General features: G+C 52.3%; 15 protein-coding genes. 3 read left to right on the top strand and 12 right to left on the bottom strand.

Going from position 1 to position 16,424, the window contains the following annotated elements:
- The first annotated feature begins 34 nt into the window (after window positions 1-34).
- Both AACH44_RS02565 and ruvX read left to right on the top strand, forming a co-directional pair.
- Window positions 35-598 (top strand): YqgE/AlgH family protein, encoded by a 564-nt coding sequence (locus tag AACH44_RS02565; protein ID WP_261848960.1) that lies wholly within the window; start codon window positions 35-37, stop codon window positions 596-598.
- A complete protein-coding gene (ruvX, locus tag AACH44_RS02560; RefSeq protein ID WP_261848959.1) occupies window positions 598-1,017 on the top strand; it encodes a Holliday junction resolvase RuvX in 420 nt (139 codons plus the stop codon). Before AACH44_RS02565 ends, ruvX begins: the two co-directional genes overlap by 1 nt.
- A 121-nt stretch (window positions 1,018-1,138) precedes the next feature.
- On the opposite strand, the gene fbp is transcribed toward ruvX, so the two are convergent.
- Complete coding sequence (fbp, locus tag AACH44_RS02555) at window positions 1,139-2,143, bottom strand: class 1 fructose-bisphosphatase (RefSeq protein ID WP_107170090.1); 1,005 nt, start codon at window positions 2,141-2,143, stop codon at window positions 1,139-1,141.
- 169 nt (window positions 2,144-2,312) lie between these two features.
- Between fbp and mpl the strand changes: the two genes are divergently transcribed.
- Entirely contained in the window at window positions 2,313-3,698 is a 1,386-nt protein-coding gene (mpl, locus tag AACH44_RS02550; protein WP_261848958.1) for a UDP-N-acetylmuramate:L-alanyl-gamma-D-glutamyl-meso-diaminopimelate ligase, read from the top strand.
- Window positions 3,699-3,804: 106 nt separating this feature from the next.
- Here the strand turns inward: mpl and AACH44_RS02545 are convergent, their stop codons facing one another.
- From AACH44_RS02545 to nnr, 11 genes are all read right to left on the bottom strand, one after another.
- Window positions 3,805-5,103, bottom strand: coding sequence for an adenylosuccinate synthase (locus tag AACH44_RS02545; protein ID WP_261848957.1), 1,299 nt, complete (start codon window positions 5,101-5,103; stop codon window positions 3,805-3,807).
- A gap of 99 nt (window positions 5,104-5,202) precedes the next feature.
- Window positions 5,203-5,403: a DUF2065 domain-containing protein gene (locus AACH44_RS02540; RefSeq protein ID WP_261848956.1), complete on the bottom strand. Its 201-nt coding sequence runs from the start codon at window positions 5,401-5,403 to the stop codon at window positions 5,203-5,205.
- A 124-nt stretch (window positions 5,404-5,527) separates the two neighbouring features.
- Window positions 5,528-6,523 carry a protease modulator HflC gene (hflC, locus tag AACH44_RS02535; protein WP_107170088.1) on the bottom strand — a complete coding sequence of 332 codons (996 nt, stop codon included), beginning with the start codon at window positions 6,521-6,523 and terminating at the stop codon, window positions 5,528-5,530.
- A 3-nt stretch (window positions 6,524-6,526) separates the two neighbouring features.
- On the bottom strand, window positions 6,527-7,780 hold the full coding sequence (gene hflK, locus AACH44_RS02530) for an FtsH protease activity modulator HflK (RefSeq protein WP_261848955.1): 1,254 nt from the start codon (window positions 7,778-7,780) through the stop codon (window positions 6,527-6,529).
- A 96-nt stretch (window positions 7,781-7,876) separates the two neighbouring features.
- Window positions 7,877-9,157 carry a ribosome rescue GTPase HflX gene (gene hflX, locus AACH44_RS02525; protein WP_014701558.1) on the bottom strand — a complete coding sequence of 427 codons (1,281 nt, stop codon included), beginning with the start codon at window positions 9,155-9,157 and terminating at the stop codon, window positions 7,877-7,879.
- Window positions 9,158-9,251: 94 nt separating this feature from the next.
- Window positions 9,252-9,551, bottom strand: coding sequence for an RNA chaperone Hfq (gene hfq, locus AACH44_RS02520; protein WP_261848954.1), 300 nt, complete (start codon window positions 9,549-9,551; stop codon window positions 9,252-9,254).
- Between the two features lie 127 nt (window positions 9,552-9,678).
- Window positions 9,679-10,620 (bottom strand): tRNA (adenosine(37)-N6)-dimethylallyltransferase MiaA, encoded by a 942-nt coding sequence (gene miaA, locus AACH44_RS02515; protein WP_261848953.1) that lies wholly within the window; start codon window positions 10,618-10,620, stop codon window positions 9,679-9,681.
- Window positions 10,613-12,595, bottom strand: a complete 1,983-nt coding sequence (gene mutL / locus AACH44_RS02510; RefSeq protein WP_261848952.1) for a DNA mismatch repair endonuclease MutL — start codon at window positions 12,593-12,595, stop codon at window positions 10,613-10,615. The genes miaA and mutL overlap by 8 nt, the downstream gene beginning before the upstream one ends.
- Window positions 12,596-12,646: 51 nt before the next feature.
- Entirely contained in the window at window positions 12,647-14,335 is a 1,689-nt protein-coding gene (gene amiB / locus AACH44_RS02505) for an N-acetylmuramoyl-L-alanine amidase AmiB (protein WP_261848951.1), read from the bottom strand.
- Complete coding sequence (tsaE, locus tag AACH44_RS02500) at window positions 14,332-14,814, bottom strand: tRNA (adenosine(37)-N6)-threonylcarbamoyltransferase complex ATPase subunit type 1 TsaE (protein WP_205540325.1); 483 nt, start codon at window positions 14,812-14,814, stop codon at window positions 14,332-14,334. Before tsaE ends, amiB begins: the two co-directional genes overlap by 4 nt.
- Window positions 14,815-14,853: 39 nt before the next feature.
- Window positions 14,854-16,383: a bifunctional ADP-dependent NAD(P)H-hydrate dehydratase/NAD(P)H-hydrate epimerase gene (gene nnr, locus AACH44_RS02495; protein WP_261849034.1), complete on the bottom strand. Its 1,530-nt coding sequence runs from the start codon at window positions 16,381-16,383 to the stop codon at window positions 14,854-14,856.
- Between the last annotated feature and the right edge of the window lie 41 nt (window positions 16,384-16,424).

Here is a 16,424-nt window from a genome sequence, read left to right as displayed (position 1 = left end):
CTCCAACGCTGACGGATATCGATAAAAATACACAATGAATTTACAGCATCACTTCCTCATTGCTATGCCAGCACTACAGGACTCTGTATTTAAACGTTCGGTGGTCTATATCTGCGAACATAATGAAGACGGAGCTATGGGACTGATCATCAACAAACCGATGGATCAGTTTTCAGTAGAAAACGTGCTAAAAAAGCTAAAAATAGACCCAACGCCGCGCGATCCTGCTATCCGGTTAGATAAACCCGTGTTTATGGGCGGCCCACTGGCGGACGATCGCGGTTTTATCTTACATACCCCCTGCTCAGGCTTCGGTTCCAGCATCAGTATTTCTGAGGACACCATGATCACCACCTCAAAAGACGTGCTGGAAACGTTAGGTACACCTAATCAGCCCCAAAATACGCTGGTCGCCTTAGGCTATTCCGCCTGGGAAAACGGCCAACTGGAAGAAGAACTGTTGGAGAATGCCTGGCTGACGACGCCAGCCGACAAAGATATTCTGTTCCACACGCCGATTGCCGAACGATGGCGGGCGGCAGCCAGAAAACTGGGCATCGATATTCATAATATCTCTACCGAAGCAGGACACGCTTGATGACCAGCAGAACTCTTCTTGCCTTTGATTTTGGAACAAAAAGCATCGGCGTCGCCATCGGTCAGGAAATTACCGGTACAGCACGCGCACTCACATCATTCAAAGCGCAGGAAGGTATCCCCGACTGGCAAAAAGTGGAGAAGCTGTTGTCAGAATGGCAGCCCGATCTGGTCGTCGTCGGCCTGCCGCTCAACATGGATGGCACCGAACAGCCGTTGACGGCACGGGCGCGGAAATTTGCTAACCGACTGCATGGTCGCTTTGGCGTCGCCATTGCGCTACAGGATGAACGGTTAAGTACCGTAGAAGCTCGCGCCGACCTTTTTGAACGCGGTGGCTTTAAAGCGCTGGACAAAGGTAGCGTAGATGCTGCCTCTGCGGTGATTATTCTGGAAAGCTGGTTCGAGGCTCAGTCTTAGAAACGGGGAGAGTATTTTTTAAGGTCGCTAGTGATGACGTACAAAGATGGCGTACTGGATAGCACGCCATAAGCAGTCATCCCGCGTTGGCAGGTTACCCACCAACACGAGACAGCATTAATTAGGCATCGGGGAACTCACGGATGAAACGTTCAACGTCATCAACCATCGACTCAGTCCCTACGAAGAACGGTGAGCGCTGATGCAACTTCTCTGGCGTGATATCCAGAATACGGTTTTTACCATCGCTAGCCTTACCGCCTGCCTGTTCAGCCAGAAATGCCATCGGGTTGCATTCGTACAGCAAACGCAGTTTACCTTTCGGGTAGCTCGCCGTACTCGGATACAGGTAAATCCCGCCTTTCAACAGGTTACGATGGAAATCCGCGACCAGTGAACCGATGTAACGCGACGTATAAGGACGCTGCGTCTCTTCATCCTGCTCCTGACAGTATTTTATGTACTTCTTCACACCGACAGGAAACTTAATGTAGTTCCCTTCGTTGATGGAATACATATTCCCTTTTTCCGGGAAGCAAACTTTTTCATGCGAGAGGCAGAATACGCCGAGCGACGGATCGTAGGTAAAGGCGTGAACGCCATGACCCGTGGTGTACACCAGCATGGTAGAAGAACCGTAAACGATATAGCCCGCAGCAACCTGCTGGCTACCCGGCTGCAAGAAGTCCGCTTCCGTGACAGAGGTTCCCAGCGGGGTAATACGGCGATAAATAGAGAAAATCGTACCAACAGAGACGTTTACATCAATATTCGACGAGCCGTCCAGCGGGTCCATCAGAACCACATACTTAGCGTTTTCCGCCTTATCGCCTTCAAAGATAACGATCTCGTCTTCTTCTTCAGAGGCAATACCTGCCACTTCACCACGCGCCTTTAATGCCGCTTTCAGTTTTTCATTGGCATACAGATCAAGCTTCATCTGCACTTCGCCCTGAACATTAGAAACGCCACTGGCTCCCAGGATATCAACCAGACCGGCTTTGTTGATATCACGGTGAATAATCTTGGCACCCAGTTTAATAGCAGACAGCAGCGCGGTAAGCTCACCTGTGGCGTGAGAGAAATCGTGCTGTTTTTCGACGATAAATTCGCCTAACGTTTTCATAACACTATTCCAGAATCTACGGATGAAAAGCGGTTTCATTTCTGCACCGCCAACGTTTGCGCATGCAGTGTAGCCCAAAGAGAAAGTGAGTACCTAGTCAAATCCATTTCTTATGGCGGATTCATAGCGTTAGAATGTGGCGCAGACTCATTGCGAAGATGGAAAATGTATGCGTATTCATATTTTAGGTATCTGCGGCACCTTTATGGGTGGCCTTGCCCTACTCGCCCGCTCACTGGGGCATGACGTCACGGGCTCAGATGCGAATGTTTATCCCCCCATGAGTACCTTACTGGAAGAACAGGGAATCACTCTGATTCAGGGATACGATCCAGCACAACTTGATCCCGCCCCCGATCTCGTCATCATCGGTAATGCGATGTCGCGCGGCAACCCGTGCGTCGAGGCCGTACTGGAACAGGGGTTACCTTATTTTTCCGGCCCACAGTGGCTGCATGATTATGTGCTACGCGATCGCTGGGTGATTGCCGTCGCGGGGACACATGGTAAAACCACCACGGCGGGGATGGTCACCTGGATTCTGGAAGATTGTGGCTACCAGCCTGGCTTTGTGATCGGTGGCGTTCCCGGCAACTTCACCGTTTCCGCACGGTTGGGCGACAGCCCGTTCATGGTGCTCGAAGCCGATGAGTACGACTGCGCATTCTTCGACAAACGTTCCAAGTTCGTCCATTACTGCCCAAGAACGCTGGTGCTTAACAACCTTGAGTTCGATCACGCCGATATCTTTGACGATCTGAAAGCCATTCAAAAACAGTTCCACCATCTTGTTCGACTGGTGCCAGGCAGTGGGAAAATTATCTCACCAACCAATGATCTTAACCTCAAACAGGTAATGGCAATGGGGTGCTGGAGTGAACAGGAGTTGGTCGGTGAAGAAGGCGTGTGGCGCGCACAGAAAGTGGCTATTGATGCCAGCCAATATCAAGTGTATCTGAACAACGAGCTTGTCGGTGAAGTCCATTGGAAATTGGTGGGTGAACACAACATGCACAACGGATTGATGGCCATCGCTGCTGCGCACCACGTCGGCGTCTTGCCCGAAGATGCCTGCCGCGCACTCGGTGGTTTTATCAACGCCCGTCGTCGCCTTGAATTACGCGGCACCGAACATGGCGTCGCGGTGTATGACGATTTTGCACACCACCCTACTGCTATTCTGGCTACGCTGTCGGCATTACGCAGCAAGGTAGGGGGGACAGCCCGTATTTTGGCCGTACTGGAACCCCGTTCGAACACCATGAAATTGGGGATGAGCAAAAACGAACTCGCGCCGTCATTAGCCCGTGCCGATGAAGTTTTCCTCTTCCAACCGACGCATATTCCGTGGCAGGTCGTAGAAGTCGCGGAAGCCTGCATACAGCCCGCACACTGGAGCGCGGATATTGATACGCTGATAGAGAACATCGTCAAGACCGCACAGCCAGGCGATCACATCCTGGTCATGAGCAACGGCGGGTTCAGTAACATCCACAATAAGCTGCTGGATGGTCTGAAGAAGAAAGCGCAGAAGGCGGAAGAGGCTCAAGAATAACGACTCAGAAGCCGTCGTCATTCTACGAGACTTAAACGATACATAGCAAAAAGGACGGGATTCCCGTCCTTTTTCGTGTTTGCATCACGCATTAAGCATGGCGCAATTAAGCATCAAACGGGTCGCGCAATACCATGGTTTCACTGCGATCTGGGCCGGTAGAAATAATATCAATCGGCACACCCGTAACTTCTTCGATACGTTTGATGTAATTCAGCGCAGCCTGCGGCAGCTTGCTGTGATCTTTTACGCCAAATGTGCTTTCAGACCAACCCGGCACAGTTTCGTAAATCGGCTCAAGACCTTCCCAGCCCTCAGCAGCCAGCGGCGTCGTATCCACTTCGGTGCCATTCGGCAAACGATAGCCTACGCAGATCTTAATCTCTTTCAGGCCGTCCAAAACATCCAGCTTGGTCAGGCAGAAACCTGACAGCGAGTTGATCTGTACCGCACGACGTACGGCAACCGCATCCAGCCAGCCAGTACGACGACGACGCCCCGTAGTCGCACCAAACTCATTACCTTTCTGAGACAGATGCTCGCCAACTTCCTCAAACAGCTCAGTCGGGAAGGGACCTGCACCTACACGGGTAGAGTAAGCTTTAACGATACCCAGCACGTAATCCACATAACGTGGGCCCAGACCAGAGCCGGTAGCAACGCCGCCCGCCGTGGTATTTGAAGAGGTCACATACGGGTATGTACCGTGGTCGATATCCAACAGCGTACCCTGTGCGCCTTCAAACATGACGAAATCGCCACGCAGGTGCGCTTTGTGCAGCAAATCGGAAACATCAACCACCATCGCAGTCAGAATGTCGGCGATCGCCAACACATCGTCCAGCACTTTCTGGTAATCGACAGCATCAACTTTGTAGTAGTTAACCAGTTGGAAGTTATGGTATTCGATAATTTCTTTCAGTTTGACGGCAAACGTTTTTTTATCAAACAGATCGCCAACGCGCAGGCCACGGCGTGCAACTTTATCTTCATACGCTGGACCGATACCACGACCCGTCGTACCAATTGCTTTTGCACCGCGCGCTTTTTCACGCGCGTTATCCAGCGCAACGTGATAAGGCAGGATTAACGGACAGGCTTCAGAAAGCAGCAGACGTTCGCGTACCGGGACGCCACGCGCTTCAAGCTCCGTCATTTCTTTCATCAATGCGTCAGGTGCCAGCACAACACCGTTACCGATGATGCTGACGACATTTTCACGCAGAATGCCAGAAGGAATTAAATGAAGGACGGTTTTTTCACCGTTGATAACCAGCGTGTGGCCAGCGTTGTGTCCGCCCTGATAGCGCACAACATATTTAGCCCGTTCAGTCAGCAGGTCAACGACCTTGCCTTTACCTTCGTCACCCCATTGGGTGCCCAGTACGACGACGTTCTTACCCATTTCAAGAATCACCAGGTTGCTTAAAAAAGGATTCTACCATCTCATTTGGATGCTTTCAGTACTTTTAGCACACGATTGCGCACATTTTTCCACTTAATTTTAGCCACCCATCCGGCTACGCAACATGTAGTAGATCACGCACCCTGCGACGACTATTCCGCCGCCAAAACGGCGTAAAATAGTATCCGGCAACTGTGCCATAGCCAAAATCATCCGTCGCCAGAGGCGGGGAAACAGCAGCGGCCCCAGCCCTTCAAGTACCAAAACCAGCCCGAGCGCCAGCCAAATCGTTGAATTCATAACTACCTCTTTTCCCATTTAAAGCACAAACGGGACTAAACCCTTTACATGATCTTTGCCAGAAAACGGCAAAAAAAAGCCCGGAGAATAACCCGGGCTTGATAACGATGTCAGTTAATGGCGATCAACGGCGCGGTGCAATACTGCTTTCCGGTGATTTCATGTAGCGGAAGAAGTCACTATCCGGGCTGAGAACCATCACGTCCTGATTATTACTGAAGCTACTTTCATACGCACGCAGGCTACGCACGAAAGAGTAGAAGTCAGGGTCTTCACTGAATGCATTCGCAAACAATTTCGCTGCTTCGGCATCCCCTTCACCGCGGGTGATTCGCCCTTGGCGCTCGGCTTCAGCCAGCGTACGAGTTACTTCATAATCTGCCGTTGCTTTCAGCTTTTCAGCCTCTTCCTGACCTTGTGAACGGTGGCGACGCGCTACCGCTTCACGCTCTGCACGCATACGTTGATAAATAGCGTCAGACACTTCAGTTGGCAGGTTGATTTGTTTAATCCGCACATCGATAACTTCAATACCCAGCGCAGCCATACTGTTAGGGTTGATGTGAGGTTCGTTGCTGGTCGTCTCTTTCTCAACGCGCGCAGCAGCCGATGCAATCGCATTATCGGCCTCGGTGGTTTCACCCGTACCGGTATTCAGCGCTTCACGCACGTCCGACATCAGTTGACCACGTGAGTCGGTAACAATGCCTTTTACATCCAGACGACCAATCTCAGAACGCAGACGGTCACTGAATTTACGTTTCAGCAGCACTTCAGCCTGAGAGATGTCACCACCGCCCGTAGCTAGATAGTAGCGGCTGAAATCGCTGATACGCCATTTGAGATAGGAATCGACAATCAGGTCTTTCTGCTCTTTCGTGATGAAGCGGTCAGCCTGATTTTCCATCGTCTGGATACGCGCATCCAGCATTTTCACGGAGTCGATAAACGGAACCTTGAACTGCAATCCCGGTGCATAAATCAGCGGTTTGTTTTCGTCATCACGCAGTACTTTACCAAAACGCATTACAATGCCGCGCTGGCCTTCCTGCACCACAAACAGTGACGCATAGACCACCATCAGTACCAGGATCAGGATAAATAGTAAGGGCTTACGCATCGATTATTCTCTCCCTACTCGAGTGAAGTCATCACGCTGCGCATTTGCTTTGCGCTGATCCATGATATTTCCATTGTTACTGCTGCGCGTTGCGTTGCTATTCGCCGCACTGCTGCTGTTGCCAGGCAAACGCAGTGGGTTAGCACTACTGTTGCTTTGCGTATTTTCACTGCCTTGTCCACGCAGCATCTGATCCAACGGTAGTACCATCAGGTTACTCCCTTTGTCATTGACCAGAACTTTACGAGTATGGCTCAGCACGCGTTCCATCGTTTCAATATACAAACGCTCGCGGGTAATTTCCGGTGCTGCTTTATATTCCGGTAATACTCGGGCAAAACGGGCAACTTCACCTTGAGCTTCCAGAACGGTACGGGTTTTATAAGCGCGAGACTCTTCCAGAATACGCTGAGCCTGACCGTTGGCACGCGGCTGCACTTCATTCGCGTAAGCTTCCGCTTCACGAATATATTGCTGCTCGTTTTCGCGCGCGGCAATGGCATCATCAAATGCGGCCTTCACTTCTTCCGGTGGACGGGCGGTCTGGAAGTTGACGTCCAGCAGCGTGATCCCCATGTTGTATGGACGAACCGTTTCTTCCAGTACACGCTGGGTATCCGTACGCACAATGGTACGGCCTTCCGTCAAAATTTTGTCCATCGTGTACTTACCAATCACGCCTCGCAGCGCGCTGTCAGTCGCCTGACGCAGGCTGTCATCTGCATTGGTTACGCTGAACAGGTATTGTTCAGGCTGAGTGACACGATACTGTACGTTCATTTCAACGCGCACCACGTTTTCATCCGATGTCAACATCACACCCGACGTCGCCAGTTCGCGTACCGATTCAACGTTCACCGCGCGAACTGAGTCGATAAAGGTGGGTTTCCAGTTAAGACCCGGCCCAACCAGATGGCTGAACTTACCAAAGCGCGTGACGACACCGCGTTCCGCTTCCTTAATGGTATAGAAACCCGTAGCAGCCCAGATGACAACCGCAGCGACGGCAGCGATACCGACGATCCGGCCCCCCAGTGCTGGGCCGCCAGAATTTCCGCTGTTGTTCGAGCCTGAACCTTTTCCGCCACCCAGCTCGCTGAGTTTTTTACTCAGCTTGCGGAAGATGTCGTCCAGATCCGGCGGCCCCTGATCTCGGCCACCTTTATTATTATTTCCGCCAGAGTTGCCGCCATTATTGCTGCTGCTCCCCCACGGGTCGCGGTCTTGTCCGTTATTACCGGGCTGATTCCACGCCATGTTTTAGCTCCATTCTTTATGATAGGTGTTCTTCAGGTTCAATATCCCAGAGTCCGTCAGACTATTTCGCCGTACAGACTGTATCTACCAGTCAAATCAGACAATATAGTCCATCAGTTCCTGCTCTTTTTTGCAGAGGCGGTGCCAGTCGGCAATCGGCATACGAATAACCAAACCAATTTGCCCATCCTCTTCAATCCATTCTTTTTCTATCGCCTGAAGCTGGTAAAAACGACTACGCAAGCGTCCTGCCTGCGGGGGAAGATGCAACGTATGTTGTGCGATTTCCCCGGAAAGCCGCTCAGTCAATGCCTGAAATAACAACGGAATACCGTCGCCAGTCTGTGCTGAAAGCCAGACCCGTACCGGTAGATTCTCTTCGTTGCGATCGATACGCGGAACGAAATCATCCAGCATATCAATCTTGTTCATTACCAACAGCGCAGGTATTTCATCCGCCTCGATTTCCGCCAGTACGTCATCAACCGCCTCGATGTTCTCGTCAAGACGAGGGTCGGCGGCATCAACAACGTGCAACAGCAGTGAGGCTTGACGTGTTTCCTGTAATGTAGCCTTAAACGCAGCCACCAAATCGTGGGGTAGCTGCCGGATAAAACCTACGGTATCCGCCAGCACTGTATCACCGACATCATCGACCTCAATGCGGCGTAATGTTGGGTCCAGCGTGGCAAATAACTGATCGGCGGCATAGACACCCGCCGATGTAATCTTGTTAAACAACGTGGATTTACCGGCGTTGGTATAACCCACCAGCGAAACGGTGGGAACATCGGCACGAACCCGCGATCGGCGACCTTGTTCACGCTGTTTTTCTACTCGTTCGAGACGCGACAGTATCTGAGAGATACGATTACGCAACAAACGGCGATCCGTTTCAAGCTGGGTTTCGCCCGGGCCACGTAAACCAATACCGCCTTTCTGGCGTTCAAGGTGCGTCCAGCCGCGAACCAGTCGGGTTGCAAGGTGACGCAGCTGTGCCAGCTCTACCTGTAATTTCCCCTCGTGAGTACGTGCACGCTGGGCAAAAATATCTAAAATCAGTCCGGTACGATCGATCACCCGGCACTCGCACAAACGCTCCAGATTACGTTCCTGGGCAGGCGTCAGCGCATGATCAAACAGCACGACAAACGCGCCAGTTTCTTTCACTACCTGAGCAATTTCTTCGGCTTTGCCTTCCCCGACAAAATATTTGGGGTGAGGAGCCTTACGACTACCAGTAACCACCTGCAAAGATTCAATACCGGCTGAAGAAACCAGAGATTCAAACTCTAGCAGATCGTCCGTATCTCTATCTTGCGAGAAAAAAATATGAACTAATATGGCCCGTTCACCTGATTCATAACGGTCAAACAAGCGAGTAACCTCTCAAACAAGCAAAAAACACCACAGCGAAGGAGCCGAGCGATGCGTCCAGCACTCCCACGCCGTGGTGAATTGACAATACGCCTTATTCAGCGTCATCAGCATCCTGTGACTGTTGCTGAGCAGTCGTGTTACTACCATGATAATTGCTGCTGCCGCCAGGATTGTTGCTATGGTGAGACACTGGGCGAGAAGGAACAACTGTAGAGATGGCATGTTTATAAACCATCTGACTGACCGTGTTTTTCAACAAAATCACGAACTGATCGAAAGATTCGATCTGACCTTGCAGCTTAATACCGTTCACCAAATAAATCGAAACCGGAACACGTTCACGACGCAAAGCGTTCAAGAACGGATCTTGCAAAGATTGCCCCTTAGCCATTCTATATTTTCCTTATTTGTATGTTGTTTGTAACAAAGAACCCTACGGTTCTAAAATAACGGTGTAAAAACTTGCACGCTGAGACTCACCGATTGTACACAATCACCCAACCTATGCACTAACAAACCTATGCACGAACAGCCTGTATAACCTTGTCGAGTGCTTCCGTCGGTTTTTCGCTCTCCAACCAACAGACATCATCCCAACCGCGCAACCAAGTCATTTGCCGTTTCGCTAACTGACGCGTCGCACAAATTCCCCGATAAACCATTTCATCGTAATCAATTTCACCGGATAAATATGACCACATCTGGCGGTAACCAACACAACGAATAGAGGGCATATCCGTATGAAGGTTCTGCCGGGCAAACAATATCCTGGCTTCTGTCTCAAAACCCGCTGCCAACATCTGATGAAAACGCTGTTCAATTCGCTGATGCAACAATTCACGCGTCGCCGGGGCGATAGCAAACTGATGAACCTGATAGGGCAGCGCATCGCCAGACGTTTTTGTCAGCTCAGTTAAAGTGTTACCTGAAACGAAAAAAACTTCCAGTGCTCGCGAGAGTCTCTGCGGATCATTTGGATGAATCCGAATTGCCGCGACTGGGTCGATCTCACTAAGCTGCCGATGCATTGCTTCCCAACCGACTTCTTTTGCCTGCTCTTCAATGCGCTGGCGCACCGCAGCATCCGCTGATGGCAGAGGAGAAAGCCCCTCCAGCAGCGCCTTGAAATAGAGCATCGTCCCCCCGACCAAAAGGGGAATGCGCCCGGCAGCGGTAATGTCAGCCATTTCACGTAGCGCATCACGACGAAAATCGGCCGCAGAATAGGATTCAGCAGGGTCGAGAATATCGATCAATCGATGCGGTGCCTGCGCCAGCTCTTGCGCGCTTGGCTTCGCCGTCCCGATATCCATGTCTTTATAGATGAGGGCGGAATCTACGCTAATCAACTCCACCGGCAAATATTCTCGTAACGCCATTGCCAATGCCGTTTTTCCTGACGCCGTCGGTCCCATAATAAAAATAGCGGGCGGCAACGACGTTTTTTCTACATCACTCATGCTTTAACGCCTTGATGGCATCCTGGATGTCCATCATAAATAAAAGTTCAGACGGCGGCGCTTTCGCCAACTGCGGACAAAGCCGTTCGACATCCGCCAGTAATTGTATGGCCTGAGAGTGGCTCCAGTTTTCCTGTTCGCTCTGCAAGCGCGTTGCCATCCATGCGGCTAATGCGCCAGATTCCACCTGCTGCGTCTCAACCGTCTGATTGTCGGCCAGATAGCCTATCAGTTCAGAGATCAAGTTTTGTAAATTTTGTTGGCGCAATGGTAAAGGTACGGCACGCAACGTGGCACGCTGTGACTCAACCAATACATCAATACCAAAACGCGTCAGCAAAGCATGATGAGTAGACAGCACATTCAGTTCGGATTTGCTCAGCGTCAGCCGCTGAGGAATCAGTAACGGCTGTGCCCGCAGCCCCTCTTCGGATGGCGTTAACTGCACGACTTTCAGATAGCGCTCAGCAACGGAAAGCGACAGCATCGCCAACCCTTTATGGTACTCCAACAGTGCATAGCACGGCGGATATACCGCTAGCACCCGACCAAAACCGCTCGATTGACTTTCCAACGGGGAATCAACGGGTGCACGTTGCTTATTGTTGTTGGCAACCGTGTCCGCTGCGGTTCGAGCCAATGAGGCATCATGCGATATCGCAGGTGTGACAGCGGTATCTGCCGAGGCAATAGTCGGCGGCTCGTCAGACGATGGCTGGCTATCTGTCGGTTGCAGCAGTGCCTTATACAATTCGCCCTGCTTTCTCTGATACGGATTCTCCGGCTGATAGCCAGAATAGGTAGCTTCTCGCGCCTGACCAGAATGACCCGTACGCGGCGTTTTCTCCCCAGCCGAAGATGGCTTTTCAGTACGCAATGGCTGGGCAAAATGGTTTTCACCAGCGGCGGGACGGTTCTCCTGCTGCCACTGTACAGGCTTCCCGGTTTCCGGCTCTGTCATGCCAAGCCCCGGCGCGGATGCCTGCTGTAGCACGGACATCACGGCCTGATAGATAAAGTCATGCACCAGACGAGCCTGATGGAACCGCACCTCATGTTTAGCAGGATGAACATTGACATCAACCTGATGCGGATCGATCTCCAGATACAGCACATAAGCGGGCTGCTGATCGTCACTAAGCTGGTCTTGATAAGCCTGCCGGATAGCATGATTAATCAGCCGATCGCGCATCATGCGCTGGTTCACGTAGCAATACTGCATATCAGGCAGTTGTTTGGCACCAACCGGATCGGCAACCCAGCCATGAATCGTGAGATCGCCATGCTGCCAGGAGATCGCCAGCGCATGTTGCAGGAATGTCGCACCGCAGATGCTGCCCAAGCGACGTTCATACTGGCTTTTATCCGGTGCCGCACGATACTGCCGCATCAACTTACCGTTATGATGCAAGGTGATGGCAACATCAAAACGTGCCAGCGCAATGCGGCGCACCACCTCATCAATATGGGTGAATTCAGTTTTCTCGGTGCGCATGAATTTACGGCGGGCAGGCGTGTTATAAAACAGATCCAGCACTTCCAACGTGGTGCCGACAGGGTGAGCGGCGGGTTTTACCGTCACCGCCATATCACGTCCTTCGGCATAGGCCTGCCAAGCCTCAGACTGTTCAGCAGTGCGTGATGTCAGGGTTAAACGGGAGACAGAGCTGATACTCGCCAGCGCTTCGCCGCGAAACCCCATGCTGACGATCGCTTCCAGATCGTCGAGCGTAGCGATTTTACTGGTCGCATGGCGGGCAAGCGCTAACGTTAACTCGTCCTTTCCGATGCCCGAGCCATTGTCACGGATACGAATCAGCTTCGCACCACCGCGTTCAATGTCGATATCAATCCGAGTCGCGCCTGCATCCAGACTGTTTTCCACCAGTTCCTTCACGACCGAAGCCGGACGTTCAACCACTTCTCCGGCGGCAATCTGGTTAGCCAACTGCGGTGGCAACACCTGAATCGGCATGGCGTATCCCTCTTACTATCCTCAATCTATCGACATCATCAGCATGAAGCATCAGGCAGACGGAATAATCAGCGTTTGCCCCAGTTGTACCGAGCCGGAACGCAGATTATTCGCCTGTTGGATATCTTTCATGCTGACACCGTAGCGGGCAGCGATCGCACTCAGGCTATCACCCTTTACAACCTTATGCTTCACCGGCGCTGCTTTTTTAGGTGCGGGCGTTGACGCCGTCTGTTTCGTCCCGGCAGCCGGAATATTCAGGCGCTGTCCCACCCAGACGATATCTTTATTTAATTTATTCACGTCACGCATGGCTGCAAGACTGACGCCATAACGCCGGGCAATCGAAGACAACGTCTCGCCACGTGCAACTGTATGACGCGTGCTGCCCGTACTCGCTTTTGCCGCGGTTACGCTACCATTCGACGTTGTTGTATCACTTGCCGCCGACTGTGGTGGGCGGCTTTCCTGCTTTGGGAGCGCGTTTTTGGGAACCGATTGCATCGGATGCGTCTGGAAGTAACTTCTCAGTCCCTGATAAATCGCATTGGCGATTTTTTCCTGATAATCGTTACTCCCTAACAGCCGCTCTTCCGAGAGATTAGTGATAAACCCAGTTTCCACCAGCAGAGAGGGAATATCCGGCGAGCGCAATACCCCCAGACTGGCATGCTCTGGCCGCCGTTTATGCAAGCCGCCGACACGCTGGAGCTCACGCAGCACCTTGGTCGCCACGTCATATCCAACGCGCTGGGAGTGCCCAAATTGCAGATCCAGCACGGCCTGACTAAGGTAAGGATCGGCACCGCTGTTCGCCAGCAAATCGCCCGCACCGCCCAATAATTCAGACTGTTTCTCGTGCTGTTCCAGCCAGTTCGCCATTTCACTATTCGCACGACGGTTGGATAGCACCCAGACCGAGGCACCTTTCGCATTGCGGTTCGGCGCAGCATCGGCGTGAATCGACACTAACAGGTTCGCACCCTGCTTACGCGCCACATCCGAACGCCCCATAACGGAGATAAAGTAGTCGCCGTCGCGCGTTAATACCCCTTTAAAGGCGGGGTCACTATTCAGCAGAGCTTGTAACTTACGGGCAATAGAAATGGTGACATTTTTCTCCCGCAGCCCGTTCGTGCCAATCGCGCCAGGATCTTGTCCTCCGTGACCGGCATCAATCGCCACCACAACACGCTCATTACTCTGCCGGGCTGGCACTCGCGTAGTAGACGACGTATTGCTATTCACGACAACCGTCGGCTTGTTAGTAAATGGATTTTTAGCGGGTTCTGCTGGCGCACTGTTTTGCTGCCGTGGAACGGAGGGCGTTGGAGCCTGTACCGTTTTCGCTTTATCACCCGTGATGGTGAAGACCACAACGTAACTTGCCCCTTCTTTTTGCGTCACCGCTCGCGTTTTGGCCGCCTGCGTTAAATCCAGCACCAGACGCAGGCTTTGTGCATCCTGCGCGTTGCTGGTTCGCACGCGCTTAATCAGATTTTGCCCGCTGAAATCCAACGGCAAGCCCTGAATGACGCCAGTCTGACGAATATCGATGACCACTCTGGCCGGGTTGCTGAGCGGGAAAAAGGCATAAATCGGCTGCCCGCTAAAACTCAGCCGCACCGTAGCCTGGCCTGACGCATTATCCACCTTGATATCAGACAGATTGGCGGCCCACGCCGATCCCGCCAGCAATAGCCATACGCCGATGAACAGCTTAACCATACGACTCATCATGATTCTGTTGTTCCTGGCTGAAGAGAAAAACGTTGTAACATCGCGTCTCCCGTCGCAGAGACAGCGGACAGTTCAGCCTGTCGTCCCTCATCCTGATAGCGCAAATGCAGTTCGATATCCGCATCGGGCAGCACGCCAGCGCCCTGCTGCGGCCACTCAATCAGACAAATGGCATCCTGCGTCAGGTAATCCCGAATCCCCATAAATTCCAACTCTTCCGGGTCGGCCAGTCGATAGAGATCAAAGTGGTAAACAGCCAGTGGAGACAACGCATAAGGTTCCACTAACGTATAAGTAGGACTTTTGACATTGCCCTGGTGACCGCGCGCCTGTAGGAAACCGCGACTAAACGTCGTTTTCCCCGCGCCGAGATCGCCATAAAGATGGATAACACAAGCGCCGTCACAGGCTTTCGCCAGTGCAGTGCCTAATGAAATGGTTGCTGCCTCATCAGGCAGAAGTAAGACTATTTTTTTCATTCTATTGTTCTAAAAACATAAGTTCTAAAAGCATCGGCGCTAAAAAAACACCCGATCAGGATTCACATATCGGAACAGCACGGGCAGTAAATCGGTTGCCAACAGACCTCGGGTACCACGTTGTGTCACCAGCCAGTCGGCCGCCGCACCGTGTACGACACACCCGGCACAAGCAGCATCATACAGCGAGAGCTTTTGCGCCAGCAAACCACCGACAATACCGGATAGCACATCCCCCATTCCACCCGTCGCCATGCCGGGGTTTCCCACATCAGCAATAGCAATCTCTTCTTGCCGGTTGGCAATCACCGTTCCCGCACCTTTTAATACGACAACGCCGCCATAGCGTTTTACCAGCTTTGTGGCCGCAAGTAAGCGATCACTTTCAATATCAGACACGCGGCAATTCAGTAAACGTGCCGCCTCGCCGGGATGAGGCGTCAGCACGCGATTCTGCCGCTTATGTGGATTGATTGCCAGTAGGTTAAGTGCATCCGCATCCCATAACATGGGTTTGTTACAATTTTCTGTCAGACGCAGCGCGTTTTTACCCCATTCATCCTGCCCTAAACCGGGCCCAATCACCACGACGTCGGCCCATTCCAACCCCTGTCGCAGCGTCTCTGTCGTCAATTCTTGCACCATCAGCTCAGGTCGAACCGTCAGAAACGCGGATTGATACTGTTTGTGAGTAAGTACTCGCACTAATCCCGCACCGCTGCGCAGCGCCGCATCGGCGGCCATCAGTACCGCACCACCAAAGCCCGCGTTGCCGCCTACCACCAACAGCCTGCCGTTATTCCCTTTATGTTGTCCGGCGGAACGAGGCGTCAACCATTCGGGAAGCTGTGCCGCAGTCAGCCGCCGGATCGGTGCAGTTTGGCTATTCAACCACGTCAGCAATCCTAATGAGTGGTAATGCAAGATCCCGACCTGCTCACGCGCGCGGCCTGTCAGCAGTCCCGGTTTCAGCGCGATAAACGTCACCGTCTGTGCTGCACAGATCGCAACATCAGTACAAGCACCGGTTTCGGCATCTAAGCCAGAGGGAATATCGAGTGAAACAATGGGGGCGGGATGGGCATTCGCCTGCATAATTAATGCCGCATAGGGTGCGCGTGGTGCAGCAGAAAGACCGGTCCCCAGCAAACCATCCACAATGAGTTCGATCCCTTCTGGCCACGACGCATCACTATCCTGCGCACTAACCTCTTCAACACGCCCGCCCTGCTCCAGCCAGCGCTGCCGGGCAAGATGAGCCTCGTCAGGTAACGGCTTATCACTGGCGCAAGCAACAACATCGACTTCAATGCCTGCCGCCAGCGCCAAACTAGCGACCACATAGCCATCGCCACCGTTATTACCGTGCCCAGCGAGCACCCGCCAATGTCGGGCGGAGGGATAGCATTCTCTAGCCACCTGAAATGCGGCTTCTCCCGCACGCTGCATGAGTTCCCACAGCGAAAGCCCCGACTCGCTGGCCGCTCTGGCTTCTTCACGGCGTACCCACTCGGCGTAAAACACCGAGTCAGGCAAATCATCCTCTCGCTTTTGGTCATGACCCTTCATCATTTGCTCTTCGTTTTCATTACAATTTTTTCATTACAATG

Origin of the sequence: Pectobacterium araliae (assembly GCF_037076465.1) — a bacterium.
Taxonomy (GTDB): Bacteria; Pseudomonadota; Gammaproteobacteria; order Enterobacterales; family Enterobacteriaceae; genus Pectobacterium; species Pectobacterium araliae.
Note: the sequence above shows the minus strand (reverse complement) of the source record. Positions and strands in the feature narration are given on the sequence as shown.

Coding starts and splice junctions, on each gene's coding strand:
- AACH44_RS02565 (WP_261848960.1), top strand. CDS start 35: ATGAATTTACAGCATCACTTCCTCATTGCTATGCCAGCACTACAGGAC.
- ruvX (WP_261848959.1), top strand. CDS start 598: ATGACCAGCAGAACTCTTCTTGCCTTTGATTTTGGAACAAAAAGCATC.
- fbp (WP_107170090.1), bottom strand. CDS start 2,143: ATGAAAACGTTAGGCGAATTTATCGTCGAAAAACAGCACGATTTCTCT.
- mpl (WP_261848958.1), top strand. CDS start 2,313: ATGCGTATTCATATTTTAGGTATCTGCGGCACCTTTATGGGTGGCCTT.
- AACH44_RS02545 (WP_261848957.1), bottom strand. CDS start 5,103: ATGGGTAAGAACGTCGTCGTACTGGGCACCCAATGGGGTGACGAAGGT.
- AACH44_RS02540 (WP_261848956.1), bottom strand. CDS start 5,403: ATGAATTCAACGATTTGGCTGGCGCTCGGGCTGGTTTTGGTACTTGAA.
- hflC (WP_107170088.1), bottom strand. CDS start 6,523: ATGCGTAAGCCCTTACTATTTATCCTGATCCTGGTACTGATGGTGGTC.
- hflK (WP_261848955.1), bottom strand. CDS start 7,780: ATGGCGTGGAATCAGCCCGGTAATAACGGACAAGACCGCGACCCGTGG.
- hfq (WP_261848954.1), bottom strand. CDS start 9,551: ATGGCTAAGGGGCAATCTTTGCAAGATCCGTTCTTGAACGCTTTGCGT.
- miaA (WP_261848953.1), bottom strand. CDS start 10,620: ATGAGTGATGTAGAAAAAACGTCGTTGCCGCCCGCTATTTTTATTATG.
- mutL (WP_261848952.1), bottom strand. CDS start 12,595: ATGCCGATTCAGGTGTTGCCACCGCAGTTGGCTAACCAGATTGCCGCC.
- amiB (WP_261848951.1), bottom strand. CDS start 14,335: ATGATGAGTCGTATGGTTAAGCTGTTCATCGGCGTATGGCTATTGCTG.
- tsaE (WP_205540325.1), bottom strand. CDS start 14,814: ATGAAAAAAATAGTCTTACTTCTGCCTGATGAGGCAGCAACCATTTCA.
- nnr (WP_261849034.1), bottom strand. CDS start 16,383: ATGAAGGGTCATGACCAAAAGCGAGAGGATGATTTGCCTGACTCGGTG.